This window comes from Paenibacillus sp. ACRRX, assembly GCF_022346885.1.
GTDB lineage: Bacteria > Bacillota > Bacilli > Paenibacillales > Paenibacillaceae > Paenibacillus_B.
Window position 1 is genome coordinate 183,878 of the sequence record NZ_JAKRNK010000002.1, and the last position, 18,104, is coordinate 201,981.

Annotated in this window: 2 protein-coding genes and 1 pseudogene; all 3 read right to left on the reverse strand. The window is 48.7% G+C overall.

Annotated features, from left to right (window positions below; genetic code table 11):
- Positions 1-64 precede the first annotated feature (64 nt).
- Positions 65-5,278 (reverse strand): alpha/beta fold hydrolase, encoded by a 5,214-nt coding sequence (locus MH117_RS06590; RefSeq protein ID WP_239327888.1) that lies wholly within the window; start codon positions 5,276-5,278, stop codon positions 65-67.
- A 54-nt stretch (positions 5,279-5,332) separates the two neighbouring features.
- Positions 5,333-12,313, reverse strand: a complete 6,981-nt coding sequence (locus MH117_RS06595; RefSeq protein ID WP_239327889.1) for an SDR family NAD(P)-dependent oxidoreductase — start codon at positions 12,311-12,313, stop codon at positions 5,333-5,335.
- Positions 12,314-12,345: 32 nt separating this feature from the next.
- A pseudogene (locus MH117_RS26675) lies at positions 12,346-18,012 on the reverse strand (beta-ketoacyl synthase N-terminal-like domain-containing protein); the annotation flags it as partial.
- Positions 18,013-18,104 lie beyond the last annotated feature (92 nt).

An 18,104-nucleotide genomic window follows, 5' to 3' on the forward strand; every position in this document is an offset into this window, starting at 1 on the left:
TATAAAATGAAAGCTGAGATGTGAAATACATTAACTCCATATTCATTCATTTAAAACACCGCTTTTACAAACTTACAAGCTGCCTCTGATCAGCGAAGTAATGCTGAACCACTGCGTTCAACTCTTCATAATGCGTGATGTTGCACCCGTGCCCGCCGTTTATTTCAACTAATTTGGCATTCGGTATCCGGCTTAATAACAGATTCGCTTGATTATAGTCGGCAACCTGATCTATTTTTCCAGATATGATTAATGTGGGTACGGTAATGTAAGGAAGAAGATTGTACGTATCGAACCCATTTGTTTGATGAATAACGATATACTTTTGCAGAACCGGATTCACAAATTCGCTCTGTTCAATCAACTCGAACTCCTCTAGTTTATGGTTCCTGTCAAAGTCATGCTTAAATATCTCTTTTAACTGTTCCTTCTCGATATGTTTTACCTCGTACAAGCTGGCCACTAAGACCAACGATTTCACTTTTTGCGGGAAATATCTTGCAAAGGCCTGTGCCAACATTCCTCCCCATGACGTCCCTATAACATGCACCGGCGTCGTAATATTCAGCGCCTCCAACACCTCCGAACATGTGTTGGAAATGCCGGCAAAGGAGAGATCGCCGTTGTCCTCGCTTAAACCCACTCCCGGAGGATGAATAATAAGTAACTGATAGTGGCTCTTCCAATCTTTGATCTGGTAATACCACTGCGAAGCGGTCAACCCGAATCCGGCAAACAATACTACCGTCTCATTTGCCTGCTTGCCGCAAAGGCATACCTCTACTTGCTTACTGGATTTCGTCTTCAGCAGTAGATGCTGAATGTCTTCACCTTCTTCGACCAAGGCACGAATCTCCGTTAAACTTGCTGGACTTTTACTGAACGGATATCCGTTCTTTATTTGATGCCAATGTGTTTTAAACAACTCAATATGAAGGGGTTCGCTTCTAATAATTCGGGTGATCGAACCAGACAACCCCTCTTCTCCGAATTTTGGCTTTGATACATACACCGGTGTGCTCCATGCTGGGAATTCCAGCACAGTCGACCCAGATACATCCCCTGTTTCAGCACCTGCGGCCCCGCTAAAGACAAGACCTTTTAGGCTTAAACAAATCTGTCCGTGCGCATTCACTAAGAAAATATCAATTAGCTCCGATCGTGACGTTTTTACATACGCGTACATACGTGATGACAGTGGCCCCACCTTTTCAACCTCCACTACAGATAAGATCTGTCTTATAGGATGTTGGTGGTTGTCTCTCAGCAGCACCATGATCGTCTGCACTGCGCAATCCCATATTCCTAGATGAAAGTCATCTTGATAGAGCCGCTGGAGCCCTTGATCAAACGCTATTAAACTAAGCGCTGATTCCTTCTTCGTCCAAAGTTGTGTGATACCTTGATAATATGACCCGTAATGGATATCACGTTCAGAGAAATAACTGTTAACGAATTGTGCCGTATCAAATGGTGCAGCGTCCGCAGCCCTCCAATCTTCCAAAGAGAAAGAAATTTCCTGCAGCGGCTCAAACAAAAACTGGTAGCATCCCGAGGCGTGGATAACAATTGATTCCGCGTCACTTCTACTATATATCTCAAAATGGAGCACGCTATTTTTTTCTCTTATTTTCAAATACATGATTTTTTCCGTGGCGTCCATAACTACAGGCTCGAACCATGTGACATTCGTGAGTTTAAACCGCTCCCCTTCTTTCTTGATTTGTGCGCCTGCTGCTAAAGCCATCTCCAACAGCGCGACCTTAGGCAATACGCACCTCCCTTCCACCTTATAATGCTGAACCAGTGGATCTTGAGAGCGGAGTGTTTTTCTATATACGATTCCCTCATGCAAGCTGGACCTAGAGTCGATAGTGTCCAGCATCGGGTGCAGTGGCATCATCCTTTTCGAAAGCAAATGATCCATTGACTGTTGCGAAATGCGATAACGTTCTTCCTTGAATGGGTATAACGGAAGCGAAATGAAACTCGGCTCCATATGGCGTTGCAGCAGCTCCCAACTAATCGGAACACCTCGCGTCCATAATTTCGCTATTTTAGGCAATTGGCGGCCGATAACTAGTTTATTTACAAAGTCTTCTCCATCAACGCAGTCAAACAAGTCCAATTCTAATGTGGTTTCCCTACAGTTCCCTGTAAACACGCCCTGCAGCTCGATACCGTTGGAGAAGCTGAGTAATTTCTCTATTAATTGCTCGCTGCTCGCGACCACTAATGCTGCACGAACTTCCATTTCTTCCCGTTTAGTTTGCAGTGTGTAAGCTACATCTGTAAGACACGATCCCATCCCATAAGTTTCTCGTTCTTCCCTCAAAAACAAGGCCAATCGCTTTGCATACTCCTTCAATTGTCCGTGTGATCTGCCAGAAAGGACGATCAATTGCAGTTCGGATATCGATTCATCCTCACGGATCGGTGCCGCATACTGCTCCAGGATGAGACAAGCATTCGTCCCACCAATGCCTATGGCGTTAATCCCTGCCCGCAGCGGCAATTCTCGTTTCTGTTCTCCTTCTTGATACACGTTATGCTGCCACTTGGTTGATTCCCGCTGCATATAAAATGGTGTACCTTCAAACTGGAAGTCAGCATCCATTTTCTCAGTGTGGATAGCTGGCACCAGTTCTGCATACTTCAACTGCAGCAGCACCTTCGTGAGCCCTGCGATTCCAGCTGCCGCGCCTAGGTGTCCAAGGTTAGACTTTACCGATCCGATGGCGCAATGGGGCGGCTTTGTCTGCCTGCCAAAAGCTGTGATCATTCCTTTAATTTCGTTTAAGTCCCCGTATGATACTCCGTTGCCTTGCGTTTCGAAATAGCTGATTGAAGAGGGATCTACTCCTGCCTTATTCAGCGTTTTGGTAATTAGCTCTGCCTGATCTTTAGCTTCTCCTGCTGCATATCCACCAGTTCGGCCTGCATGATTGACGGAACAGCCTTTAATGACGGCATATATGCGGTCTCCATCCGCCTCGGCCTGGAGCAGTGGCTTGAGCAGTACAGCTCCAACTCCTTCGCCTGTCACAGCACCACCAGGTAAAAAGCGATCTACCACCGTATACGGTTGAACCAATAATTGAACCCCTCCGGCGATCGCCATCCGGCATTCCCCCTGCCGGATACTCTCACAAGCCAAATGAATGGCTGTTAATGAAGAAGAACACATCGTGTCCAGCGCCATGCTGGGACCTTTAAAATGAAAATAGTGCGAAACCCGATTTGCAATGGATGCCGCATTTCCGTTGACGGATGTCGCACCAACAAAGATACCTGTTTGTTCACTCCTTGGCCTACGGTTGTAACCCGCATCCTCTAAGGTTTCCCAAACCGTTTGCAGAAACAAACGCTCCTGCGGGTCCATCCGATCTGCTTCACGGGGAGAGATGTTGAAGAAGAGAGGATCAAACAGGTCAACACCGTCCAAGAAGCCACCCAATCTTTGATAGGCTTCATCTCCTATTTCATTTGCCCAATTCGCATCAAGTTCGCTGTTTATGCGGTCCTGTGGCATCTCGGTGATACAATCTTGGCCGTGTTTTAGATTTTTCCAAAATTGCAGCACATTGCTTGCTCCAGGATAGCGTCCTGACAACCCGATGACTGCAATACCTGGTTCCGTGTCTTCCATGTGGTTCGTATGTTGGACCCGGCCATGCACAAAGATTGGCTGCTTGCGTTTGCTGCGCTTTTCGTGCCTATCTCGGCTTGATGATGGCGCAGAAAGTCGGGTGTCTGGGGAAGGCTTCGTTCCACCCTCATTATTAGTCCATCCGACTAAAGTCACTACAGCTTCTCTCTGTGCAGTAATCAAATGCTCAGAGAGGGAATGGATGGTTGGATACTCGAAAAATAGAGTGTTGCTTGCCTCCTTTAATCCTTTATGCAGCAAGTTAGTCAGTTCAATAACGATAATTGAATCCAAGCCATACTCATCAAAGGATCGATTTTCATCGATATCCTCATATGGGACAAGCAGCACATCACTCACTAACCGTTTTAAATAGGCGTTTGTTTTCTCTCGTAAATCGTCATAAGCATTTTGAATGGGCGTGTATACTATATTCGGTTTGATCGTTCGCTCCCTGTCTTCCGTGGTTTGCTGTCTTTGCACAGATGAAGAACCCGCTGCGGGATGCTGTTGTCGAATCTGCCTTACAACTCCATCGCTTTGTGCTGCAATGATGTGCTGTCCAGATGTCACATTTTCATCGGATGAAAAATAAATAGAATGAAAACCTTCTGACTTTAATACCTTTTGCCATGATTCCACAGACAGGAACGGACAACTCAGGGTACGCTGTTCCGCATCTTCATACAGCACCCAGTCCTCCAGAAGACCAAACGTTAGATGGGTTAACAAACAATTCATGGTCATTTCCTTCAGAATGAGCAGCCCATTTTTCCGAAGCAGAGCTTTCACATTCCGCAATGATTGCCGGACATTCCCCACAGGATGAAGTGCATTCGTTACGATTACAATGTCGTATCCGCCAGCTTCCAGATGTTGATCGGCTACAGGGTTTTCTACGTTGAACATTCGGTATTTCAAAAACGGATATGGGGGTCCGCTCTGTTCTATCGCCTGATTCAGGAATGTCTCCGAAATATCTGTATAACAATATTCCTGAATGGCCGGGAAATACGGCGCCAGTTTCCGAAGAGCCGCAGCGTTTGCACACCCTGCTCCAGCTCCAACCTCCACTATTTTAATTTGTCGTTCGCCATTCTTATCTCGATACTTCTTCACGTGTTGGATAAGCACTTCCGCCAGCACTTCAGCAAAGAAATTTTCGAATAAGTTAATCTTTGGCATGACCTCTACTTGTTCCACAGACCAGTCAGCCACAAGGATGTCTCTTGCGGACTTGTTCCCGGCCCAAATATCTGGCAGGGCACGCAGCATCCTTTCCGCTGCTTCGATAGCTGTTTTTAATCGAGGCGCGTCAATCCATGCCAGCTTCAGCTCATCCAACGATTTCCAAAGCTCTTGCATGTCTATAGAAAAGTGATTCGCTGCCACATGCTTCTCTATGTCATGTATTTCAGAGACATTGCCTTCTAGAAAAGCTCTGCTTTCCTCCAGCCACTTGCGATAGAAACTGGGAATCTTTGAATGAACAGGTAGGTCAGTATCTTCAGCGCTGCTATCGGTTAAGCATCCCATGGATTGGAGTTGACCATACAACAGCTTGAGGAGGTGTTGATTCACCTTCTCCATCAGCTCGCTCATCACTGCAAATTGTTCGGTATCCCTCATCTTGATCTCTCCAATGCCAGATTTTTCGGCGCGTTCCTAATCGATGACTCGCTCTCAGTAAGCCGTTATCGCCTCATCACATCGCACTGATAGCTGTTCCAATGGCTTCGTTGTTCTCACAAACGCCAGCTGGTCCATAGGTCCGGCAAGTAATGTTTCCAAGGCCTCCATGGCTTCAGCCGGTTCGATAGAACCAAATCCCGCTTTGTTCATTCTTTCTTCATAATAAATATCAGCTGCTGCTCCTACGCTGCCCCAATAGCCCCAGTTCATCACTTTCACCATGCACGGCCACTCCAAAGCTAATTGGTGCGCAAAAGCGTCTTTGTAAGTACAGCCTGCAACATAGTTGCTTTGTCCCGGTGCCTTCAGAAACGCATTTATCGAAGAGAAAAACAGAACAAAATCGAGAGGCTCACGTTGAAACACTTGTGCAAGCGCCTCACTAACGCCGATTTTGGCTGATAACCCGGCGCGGAATCGCTCCTCATCCATAGCGGCAAGGCTTTTATCCAGAAGATGAATCGCGGAATGAATAACGCCGTGTATCTGACCATGCCGCCGCTTGATGGATTGATACGCCTGATCCAGTTCTTGGGGATTGGAAGCATCTGCGGATACATATTCCGGCATAGGACCGAGTGCTGCTAACCTGTCCAACTTGGCCACAATTGCTGCATCTTTCTCCCGCCTGCCGACCCACACGATGTTGGCCTTGTATGTGCGAATCATATATTCGCTCCATGCTTCACCTATGCCGCCAGCACCGCCAATGACAACATAAACGCCGCCCGCTCTGTACACCGTTGGATTCGCGGAATACTGCTCGAAAGGAATCAACTCTTGCCTATACCATTCCTTGCTCCGGTAGACAAGCGACTGTCCTTGCGGATGGACGGCGCAAGTGAAAATTTCCGCCAGCGGCCATTGCTCGGCAGCGTCAAGATCCACAAGCCGGATACGCCAATGCTTATATTCATTAGCTGCCGAGCCAATGAGCCCATGAAGAGCGGCGTGAGCAGGATTCACGGAATCGTGTTTATACACGGAGTACGCTTGCACAGTAAGCACTGTCAAGCCTAATTCTTTGCTGCCATATCCAAGCTCAAGCAGACATTTAAGGAGACGTAACAAGTACAGAACGAGCTGATCTTGACCTGTCGCTGCGGCATCACCCGTTATTGAGGGTAAAGCTTCTTGCGGAGCGATCCAGATGAGGTGGTCAATCTCCCCCAATTTCCCGAAGTCTTGAATCATGTCATTCACAGTATGGTCTCCCAAAATATCTAACGCCTGTACGTACGGGTAGTAGTTCCTTAGTTCGCTCCGAATGCTTTCGCTGCCGCCGACAATAACAATCCGATCTTTCCTTTCAGGGAATGCCTCCCCTTGTTTTAGAGGATATACATCCCACACGGGAGCCAATAGAACCTGGCCGATATGGGTATTCCAATTCGTGCTGCCTGACACAAGCTGACCGTCTGTCTTTTCCTGTATACCGCCTGACAGCGGTCTCGTCGAGAATCCGTTTATACGTACTCGCACGTTCCCTATTTCGTCGCATACATCGATATCCAGTTTCGGTGTGCCCACGAACCCGCTGCTGTCTTTGCTGTATCGAACCCAGGCCCACATCGTAGGCGTGCACGGGCCGAACACATGGGCCTCATGCAGAGCAAATGGCAGTGCAGTTTGGCCTGAATCGAGCCGATCCGCTGCAAATCCCGTAAAGAGGCCGATCGTTGCTTGCAGCGCTGAATCCATCAAGCTTGGATGAAGCACATAAGCGTCGTGCGTATTTGTCAAGGACGAAGGCAGCGACAACTTCGCAAGCACTTGGCCCTGCCCTACATAAAGCGCTTCAATCCCCTGCTGACCTTCGCCATAACAAAGTCCGACTTCAGCGAACGCTTCGTAGCACGCCTTTGCCGTCAACTGTCCTTGGTCGCACTGTCCCTTGATGGTCGATAATGGTAGATGAGACATTGATTCCGCTTGATGAAGCACTGCGTATCCTTGGCAATAGACCGTTTCCTCGTTTTTGACTAAACCATAGATCTCAAAATGAATCTCGCCTTCATCATCTGGATAAAGCCGAACGTGCGCTCTGACCTGCTCATTCTCAACGACGAGTGGATTGACCCAGAACACGTTCTTGAGCGTAATCGCTGTAAGCCCGTCTCGTGGCGGCACTGCTGCTGTCTCCACTGCTGCTCTTGCCATCTCGAGGTATGCGACACCAGGAAGCATCGGGCGACCTTGCACAATATGGTCCAATATAAAGAACTCCTGCCCCGTAAAGACAGTAGTGAAGCGGATTTCAGATAAATTAGACGTATTCAGATGGAGCAGCGGATGAATGTAAGCGTCGTCAGACTTGGTCCGAGCGACGGCTTGATCAGGAGCAGAATGAGTCTCGGGAAGCCAATAGCGCTCCCGCGCAAATGGATAGGCCGGCAGGCTGACCTTCTGTGGCCTGGGATTATCCCTATACAGTTCGCTCCAATCCACTCTTTGCCCTTGCAACCACAGTTCCAGCAGTTTATAACCTTTGCTGTCTCCTTTTCCTTGTTCGAAAATCCTTTGGCCATTAATAAAGGCAACCAACTTCTCCTCGAGTTCCCAGATTGAACCCGCCAGCAGCCCGATTCGTTCTTCCATCGAGTCTCTCCCCACTTGTAGTGTGTAGGCGATATCCGACACATGAGTTTCTGCAGCAGCCTCCGATTTGATGAAATGTAACAGCCGCTGGGCCTGAGCCTGTAGGCGAACTTTATTTTTGGCCGACAAGATGATAATGGCTGGATAATCTGGACCGAATACCATCTGTCTGTCCACGGCCGCTGCCTTTGTCCTGTACTCTTCGATGACGATATGTACATTAGCGCCTCCTGCACCGAAGGAACTTACGCCTGCGCGAAGCGGCAGCACTTGATCGTCATTTCCGTCCCGGAGGACGGGACGCGTCCACTTTTCGAGCTTTCGTTGTACATAAAAGGGAGTTGCTGCGAAGTGTATATTCGGATTGAGCTCTTCCGCGTGCAGGGAAGGTGCCAATTGCCCGTACTTCATTTGCAGCAGTATCTTTGTCACACCCGCAATCCCTGCCGCAGACTCCAAATGCCCAATATTCGACTTCGCAGAACCTATGGCACAGAACTGCTTCTTATTCGCGCTTTCGAATGCTTTTGTCAATCCAGCGATCTCAATCGGGTCCCCAAGCGAGGTTCCCGTGCCGTGCGCCTCGATATAAGTGATCGTCGACGGATCTATGTTTGCCTTGCGCAAAGCCTCGGCAATGACGTCTGCTTGCGCTTGAGGATTCGGTACGGAGTATCCACCGGTCCGCCCTCCATGATTAACAGAGATCCCTTTGATGACGCCATAAATCTTGTCTCCGTCCGCTTCTGCCTGACGCAGCGATTTTAAAAGTACGGCACCAACGCCTTCACCCGGCACATATCCGTCACCGCCCACGCCAAAGCTGCGGCATTTGCCATCGGAAGAGAAAAACCGGGCTTGACTAAGCGACGTATATTTGTTCGGGTGAATTGAGATGTTCACACCACCGGCAATGGCCTCCTGGCATTCACCCCGGGCAATGCTTTCACAGGCTAAATAAATGGCCATCAGCGAGGAAGAGCACATCGTATCCAAGGCCATACTAGGACCAGTAAAGTTAAAAAAGAATGATATCCGGTTCGCGATTGAAGCGTGAATCGACATTGGCGATACCTTCCGTCCGCCCAATTCAGTGGCCAGCAACTGATATTGTCCCCACATGCTGCCTACGAAGACGCCTACTCTGCGCCCATTAAGACTTGACTTGGCATATCCCGCATCTTCTATCGTTTCCCATACCGTTTCCAAAAACAGCCTCTCCTGAGGATCCATCCAATGCGCTTCACGAGGGGAGATATTAAAAAACAAGGGGTCGAACTTATCGACATCTTCGATAAATCCGCCCCATTTGCTATACGATGTGCCATGGATATCTTTGTCGGGATTGTAATACTCGCGGTGATCCCAGCGTTCTTGCGGAATCTCACGAATACAGTCAACCCCGTCCCGCAAATTGCGCCAATACTGCTCCACATCTTGTGCCATTGGATACCGGCCGCTTAGCCCGATAATCGCGATCCCTTCTTCCGGAATTCCATCGCTTACGAACAGTTGCTTCCCTGAATCATCCCCGATGTTAGCCGACTTCGCTAGGTCGGCTGCATCGATGCTTATGTCTCTAACATTTGCATCGTCTAAAATTCCAAGTGTCCGCATGATTTGCTGCTGGTCTCCTTCTACGACCAGCGATTGAGCATCTGTCAACTCGAATATCACTTCGAGCGCTTCCAGTCCAAATGGGGTGCAAAGTGGCTCAATCCCCGTCTTGTTTCTCATCCATACTGCGTGTGCAGCATCAACTTTCATGCCACCTTCCTGCCACAAGGGCCAATTCACCGCTCGAAAAAAGGGAAGATTGTCGCGTTGAAAGCGGCGCCGGTTTTCCATCCGTGCGGCATAATAATCCATGAAACTGTTGGCAAAGGCATAGTCGGACTGGCCTCCGTTGCCCGTTACCGCAGCCAGAGAAGAGAATAAGAGCATAAACTCGGGCTTCTGATCCCTCAGCGCCTGGTTCAAATAAATCGTGCCCCATACCTTTGATCGAAGCACCTCATCCATATCTTCCAGCTGCTTCTGAAAGACATAGCCGTCTCGCAGTACACCTGCGCTGTGAATGACGCCATGAATCACTCCGAACCGTTTGCTTGCCGCCACTACAACTCGCTTGGCTTCTCCCGGCCTGCCAATATCGGACTCCAGATACAACACTTCTGCACCGTGCCGTTCCAGCTCGCGGATTTGGTCTAGTTTCTGTCCGTTGAGCTGCGAGCGACCGGTCAAGACAAGCTTGGCTTGCACCTTGACTGCCAAATGACGCGCAACGATAAATCCTATGCCTCCCAAGCCTCCCGTGATCCAGTACACGCCGTTTTTTCTCAGTATCGGCCGCACCGCTTCCCCTGAGCCTTCATCATTGCCTTGGTTCTCCTTCAGAGCCGCTTGCTGCAATCCCCGCACCTGACGCACGCCGCTTCGATAGCGCAGAGCCAGCGGAACATGATCCCCGAACAGCCACTCTCTTACGGCGTCCTTCACCCATTCGTTTTCCATCATACGGTCAACGATAAGCGTCTTGTAAATAAATTTCGGGTTCTCTACATATATCGATTTTGCGAAGCCGTCCACCGCAGCGTACAGCGGTTGGATCTCTTCGTCATAATCGCCATACACATACAGAAGGTTAATAGAATCCTTAGGTTTATAATCCATGAGGGCGCGACTTAGTAAGAAAACAGAGTGTATCCCCTGATCGAGTTGTTTTCGAATCGCGTTATCCGATTCGGAAAATCGTTCATTAGACCATGCATGCAGAATATGTAACGGTTCAGCTTCCGTGCCCATCACTGCTTCGATCAAGCTGCGATAATCGTGCTCCACCAGCGGATTGATCGTGTAATCATCACCTGATTGGTGTTCCTTAAATGAAATACCTGGCACTACCCCATAGATGCGAATCTGCCCTTCGCTCCATCGCTGCAAGCTCTGCCTCATCATTTCCAGCTGCCTAGCATCAGCAGCAAAAACAAGCACCCTTGAGTACTTCATCGTCTTTTCTTCCAGCAGGGGTTGAATATTCCATCCGGGTACGTAATATCCTTTTTGATTCACGGATACTGATTGTTGTTCCGAGCCAACTGGATCTGGCGTTGATGGCGCAACAATTGCTTCGTCATGCCCTGCCTGCACAGCCGTTTCGTATTTTGAGGCATAGCGGTCAGCCAAATACTCGCTTAAAGCTTCAACGGTGCTGTATTCGAATAATAATGTAGGGTATAAGGACTCGCCAATTCTTTGTTCAAGGATTTGCACCATATTCAATAAATCCATCGAATCCAGACCCTGATCGTAGAACCCGGCTTCCACATCGACATTTTGGTCCGATTTACGCAATATGCCTGCTATCAACCGTTTAAGATCTTGCGCAATTGTTTCTTGAGCACTTTTGGAATCCGATGTTGTAAAGTCCCTAACTGCAGGCACAGGGAGAGGCTCTGATACGTGCATCCGTTCACGCGCTTCGCCTGGTGGCGCATCTAATTGTGTCAAACCAACAATTAAAGATTTTTTACGTACCCTTTTGGAAGATAGCTTTTTAAAAGAAGCAACCCTTTCCCCATCCTCGTTGTATATATCATAGTTGGAATGTTGAATATCAGGTCCCGAGGGAGCTGCGACTATCTCACGCTTCACGTACACATAGCATCGGGTCCCGAGCCTTCCAGATAAATGAACGGATTCAATATACATCGGGATAAAAGGCTTCAATTCTTCTTCAACTGCTGCATCAAAATTCAATTGTTCACCGTTAAACACACCCGAAACAAGTGTAGAACAATCCAAAAATGCCGGATGCAAAATGAAATAGTCTGAATACTGCCCGGCGATTTCACTTAAGTGAACTTCGGCGAGTGCGTAATCCTTGCCGATATACACCTCTCCTAATCCCTTCATAAATTCGTAATGGTGAATGTCCAGCCTGCGGGCAATGCTGTACATCTGGTCAAGATCGGACTGCCTCACAGCCTCCTGCTTTAAAGAATACAAGGGAAGAGCCTTGACGGGGACGATGTTCTTTATATGAAGCTCGCACTCAAAATTAATCGACCAATCCGCTTCCAGCAGATGCTCACCCTGCATTTTGCAGCTTCTTGCTTTGACCTTCCAATGATCGTGCTTCCACATCAACGTTATCTCGATTTTTTTGTCATAATACTCGGAAGTGGCGATTGGTTCCTTGAAAAGAATGTGGCGCAGCTCGATTCCTTCAGCAGAAGGCTGCTTCGATTGGATAAAGCGGTACAGTGTATCTAAAAACGTAACACCAGGCATAATTCGAGTTTGATGGACTCGATGGTCTCTCATGATGTAGTCTTCATTTCGGATGACAATGCCAAATTTATAATCCTTCATTTCCTGTACCCTCCAACTTTGCATGGACTGTGTTACGATTCATCAACAATATGCATTAACGGCCGATACAAGTTCTCTTTTGGGTCAGGAATAGACGATTCGAATGGATGATCAGTTTCACCAATACTCCACACCCGCTCACGTTGAAATTGTACAGGAGGCAGCGAAGCCTTTGTTGGCAGGTAATTCGCAAACGATCTCCCGGCTGCGTCCCTTACAATAACATGGGCGTTCGTGCCTCCGAATCCAAATGAGCTGATGCCTGCTCGACGAATTCCGTCCCGTGCTTGCCAACGCTTCGCTTGAATGTTCGGATAAAACGGCGACTCCCCAAAATCGAAACGCGGATTGGGCGTTTCGCAATTCAATGTCGGCGGCAGTTGACCATGATGCAGAGACAATACTACCTTAATCAAGCTGGCAATTCCCGCCGCGCTTAACAAGTGCCCAATATTGCTTTTAACGCTGCCTACGCCGCAAAACTGTTTTTTCTCCGTCGACTTGCGGAACACTCTGGACAGTGCCCTGAGCTCGATTGGATCTCCGATCATGGTTCCCGTCCCGTGCGTCTCTACATAGCTAATGGACTCTTGTCGGATCCGGCCCTTTCGTAATGCTGCTTCGATCACCGAAATTTGCGCTTCTGGATTCGGAGTTGTGATCCCCATCGTTCGCCCATCGTTATTCACCGCCGTTGCTTCGATGACTGCATATATATGGTCTCCGTCAGCGATCGCATCTTCCAGACGCTTCAACATGACCGCACCGCAGCCTTCACCTGGTACAAACCCGTTTGCCTTCTGATCGAACGTATGGCACTTACCATCTGGAGATAAGGCACGCGCTTCGCTCAATACTAAGTACGGCACCTCATCCAGGAGAATGTCTACCCCTCCGGCCAAAGCCATTCCTGATTCTCCGCTCAACAAACTCTGACAGGCCAGATGCACGCTTACAAGCGATGAGGAACAGGCTGTATCCACGACCAGATTGGGACCTTTCCAATTAAAATGGTGGGATACATGAGCAGCGATGAAGTTTTGGCCAACGCCGATGATGCTATTTTTACTCAAATGCTTCAGTTTGGGAGCAAATGCCCCGGCACGGGAACCAACGAACACGCCTATGTCTTGACCCCACAGCGTTTCAGCGGCATATCCCGCATCTCGGACCGTTTGAACGCTGATCTCCAAAAATTTCCGAATTAATGGATCGACATATGGCGCCTCTTCTGGACTAATCTGAAAATACTTTGCATCGAAATACTCAATATGGTCGATGAAGCCGCCCCATTTGCTGATGCTTTTACCCTGCTCATAGTGTGGTTCATAATATTGCTCTTTGTCCCATCGAGACAATGGAATTTCCGTTATACCGCTGCGGCCCTGAATCAGATTGTCCCAGAATTCCTCTTTATTACCCGCTCCCGGGAAATGACAAGCCACCCCTATGACAGCAATCTTCCCAGAATCAGAACGACTGTCTGCAGCAGCAGCGGCAGCTGCCGCATACTTCCGCTTCTTTATCCTTGCGCGAATCGTGCGACTGTTTGGTGGAATAGAAGTTAACTGGGCCATTTCTGCGGAATCTGGCCAGATGCTTTCCGTCGCCGACACGCAAGCCTCGTCCTCTACTTTATAAGATATCTGGTCTTGAAGCTGCTCGCTTAGTGTGCGCAAAGTTGGAAACTCCAGAAACAAGGACGGATCCTGAGCTTGTCCTGTCCGCTCTTCAACCTGCTTAACCAAATCTATCATGAGGATGGAATCCACACCGAATTCGCCAAATGGTGTATCCTCGTCTAATTCGGCCTCAGCGATTCTTAATTGCTTGGAGAATATCCCCTTCAGCCACTCCAAGGCAATAGCGTGCGTGCCTTCCGTTCCCGGCGTTACCCTTTGCACTGATACTTGGGCAGCCATTGTGGAGGCTGTCGATCTTGAGGGAATTCGCAGCAAAGCTTCCGCGCGAAATACGGGCTGCTGCACGATGCACGGCATAATGCAGGCGCGGTCCTCATAACGTAAGCACGCGTCCAACAGCGACAAGCCTTCAGCCGTACGATGAGCTGTAAAGCCGAGCATACTATAGGTCTGGCTCCGGGTTACGCCGAGCCCCGTTTCTCCCCAGTTTGGCCATTGTATGGATTGATAGCAGGTGTTGCCTATTCGATGCTGATAAGCCGCGAAATAGTCCATATACGCGTTAGCCGCCGCATAATCGCTTACACCGGCTCCCAATGACGGCACAGTGCCGGATATCGACGAGAACAACAAGAAAAATTTCAGTTCATCCTTGCTCAATAATTGATGCAGCATCCTTAATCCGCTCACCTTCGGCTCTAACACAGCTTGGATCTCAGCCGGTGTCTTGCGAATAAAGGCTGGCGATTGCAGATTCATCAGTCCCGCACAATGTATGACACCGCCAATTCCTTCCCCGTTCTTGCGCAGGGAACAAAAGAATTCGTCCAAAGCCTGTTCGTTGGTAAGCGTACCGCTGTACCATTTGACATCTGCCCCTCTTGCCTCCAGCTCTCTAATCGCTTGTATACGCTGAAATATCGCTGGATCTGTCTGCGCTCCGTCCCATTCTTCTCGCGGCGTGATGGGTTTCAGACCCATCAAGGCCAACTTTTTGCATCCCTGTTGGAGCAAATGTGCAGCTGCCTCATAGCCGATTCCGCGAGTACCTCCTGTCACAATAACCCATTGGTCCGCTGATACAGCAAAATTTCGCTTGGACAGCCCGGCATTGACTTTCGTCATCTGTGGAATATATCGCATCCCGTGGCGGTAACAGACTTCGTTATCCTCCTGTCGCCATTCGTTCCATACGATATCCCGGATTGCCTCTCCCGGCGCAAAATCGACATCAACCGTTTTGGCGTATATTTTGCGGTATTCCGCTCCGAGCACACGCACAAGTCCGGCAAAGTCCGCTCCTGCAAGCGTTGCGTCTGGGCTATTCCACACTTGAAGACCTTTCGTAATATGCAGTACAGATAAACCGGAGTTATAATAATTTTGGATAAACCCTTGAAGCAAAGTGATCTTCCCTATATTCTCTTGAGCAAGGTAGAGCGGGTTGGCATACCAATCAGACAAATCAATTAGACCTACGCACGAGGACAGCCGATCCGTGGCATGTTGAAGGACGTATTTCGCATGATCAGGATCGGAAAAATCCATAGTCCAGACATTCTCCCTAATTTGCAGGTATCTGTCCGCTTGAATGATTACCGGCTCGATTTCCGTGCCGTGAAATAAAAGGTCTGCGAGGCCTCGGGATTCCTTATTGACCAGAATCACAACCTGACCAGTTGAGGGTGGAACCACGTTGACCGCTACTGCAGCCTTCCAGGTCTTTTCTAATATATAGGAGGCTACTTCCTCTTGATCCGTTACTTTTTTCGGTTGATTTTGCTTGACTTCGTTTTTCCATTCCGGAATCCAATACCGTTTTCTGGCGAATGGATACGTCGGCAGGCTCATGCGATGAGGAACGTCTTCCTCGTACAACTTGTTCCAATCAAGGCGCAAACCCTTAACCCATAAGCTGAGCAGCTTATGATGCTTACGACGCTCGATCCACTTCCCGATCGTCTCCTGCATTTCTTCATCATCACCAAACAAAGCCATCGTTTCTCGATTATGCTTGACCTGTCCCCGGAATATACCATCAAGCTCTTTATGCTCGTCGATCCAATCTACAAGCTTCGCCTCTAACTCCTGAACGGATCTTGCGATGATAGCAAGCCGCTCATCCATTGCTTCACGTCCAATTTGAAGCGTGTAAGCCATATCCCTAAGATGCGTGTCTGCATAGTTTTGCTCCCGGAGCGCGGCCAGTAATTGCTTTGCTTGAGCTTTGAGCCGTTCTTCATTTTTCGCGGACAGTACGATTAGTGCGGGGTCATCCATCCCTCTTACTGAACTTGAGTCTTCCCTCGCCGAAATGTACTCTTCTATAATGACGTGTGCGTTGGAGCCCCCTGCTCCAAAAGACGAAATACCCGCGATTCGTGGAAATTCCTGAACACATCCATTCAACTCAATAACCGGCCTCGGCCAGTCTGCAAGTTCCTGCTGAACGGAAAACGGTGTTAAGCTAAAGTCGATGTTCGGATTCAAGGCAGCCGAATGCAATGATGGCACCAACTGTCGATGCTTAAGTTGAAGGAGCACCTTTGTCAGCCCAGCTATCCCGGCAGCACTCTCACAGTGCCCGATATTGGACTTCGCCGATCCGATGGCGCAATATTGATTGTCTGATGTGAATTCCTTGAATGCTTTGCACAGACCCGTCATTTCGATCGGATCACCCAAGGAGGTCCCGGTTCCGTGAGCTTCCACGTAACTGACGGTTCGCGGATGCACGTTTGCTTCCTTCAACGCCTTTGCGATTACACTTGCTTGTGCACGCGGATTTGGTACCGTATAGCCATTAGTTTTGCCGACGTGATTAATAGCAGTTCCTTTGATTACGCCATAAATATGGTCCCCGTCCTGTATAGCCCTGGACAATGGTTTGAGCAGCACGGCACCAACGCCTTCTCCCGGCACATACCCGTCCCCTCCTTCACCGAAGCTTTCGCATCGTCCCTTGCTGGAAAGAAAGTTCCCCTGGGAAAGCAGCAAATATTTATTGGGGTGAATCGATATATTGACACCGCCGGCGACAGCAACTTCGCATTCATTCATCCGCAAGCTCTGACAAGCAAAGTGGATTGCCGATAATGAGGAAGAACACATCGTATCAAGCGCCACGCTCGGTCCCTGAAAGTTGCAAAAATACGAGACACGATTGGCAATTGACGCCGGGCTTCCGCCTAAAGCGAAAGGCTTGCCAGAAGCTTGTGCCTCTGCCCCATACAACTGATACTCTTCATACATCACGCCCACATAAACTCCAATCCTACGTGATGCATCCTGCCCCTGATCCTGAACGTCAGCAAGCGTATCACGTGTGTAGCCCGCATCCTCAATCGCATGATAGACACATTCCAAGAACAATCGCTCTTGCGGATCCATCATCTCCGCTTCACGAGGCGATATATTAAAAAATAACGGGTCAAATTGGTCGACACCTTCGATGAAGCCGCCCCATTTCCTATTTGTCCTTCCACCAATGGTATGGTCATGGCTTATGTACGCATCACCGTTCCAGCGTTCTGCCGGAATTTCGGTTATGCTATCCTTACCTTCTCGCAGATTATTCCAAAATTGATTTATATCTATAGCGCCAGGATAGCGCCCTGCAAGGCCTATGATCGCAATGTCCATGGAACTCGGTGAAACAGATGTCGTAGAAGTTGTTGGAGCATTCCGTTCTGCTGGCTGTATGACGGAAACGGAAGCATACCGCTGCTTGTTTGCTAATTGATCAGGATCCCGCAAAGTCTTATTGAGGGATTGTAATGTTTCATTGGTGGCAGACGTGCCTACTTGCGTATGTTTCGGAATCGTAAACTTCTCCATCACCTTGTCCGGATGGGAGTTCAAGAAGTATGCGGCCAATTCTTGAATCGTTTGATATTCGAAGAACAAAGTTTTAGAAAGCGAACCGAAGACCATTTCCAATTCATCCGTTAATTGCACGATCATGATGGAATCGATGCCGTACTTTTCAAGCGGGGCATCCGCTTCAAACTTGTTCTCGTCAAGCTTTATTACCGATGAGAGCACCTTTTTGAGATAACGCTCAACTTTATCCGCTACATCCAGTGGAACAGATTGAACATTATTGGCTTCCGTTAACATCAGTTTCAATTGCCTGGCGGCATCCTCAT

Bases quoted from the DNA above. Each gene is read 5' to 3' on its own strand.
- MH117_RS06590 (WP_239327888.1), bottom strand. From the start codon at position 5,278: ATGAGGGATACCGAACAATTTGCAGTGATGAGCGAGCTGATGGAGAAG.
- MH117_RS06595 (WP_239327889.1), bottom strand. From the start codon at position 12,313: ATGAAGGATTATAAATTTGGCATTGTCATCCGAAATGAAGACTACATC.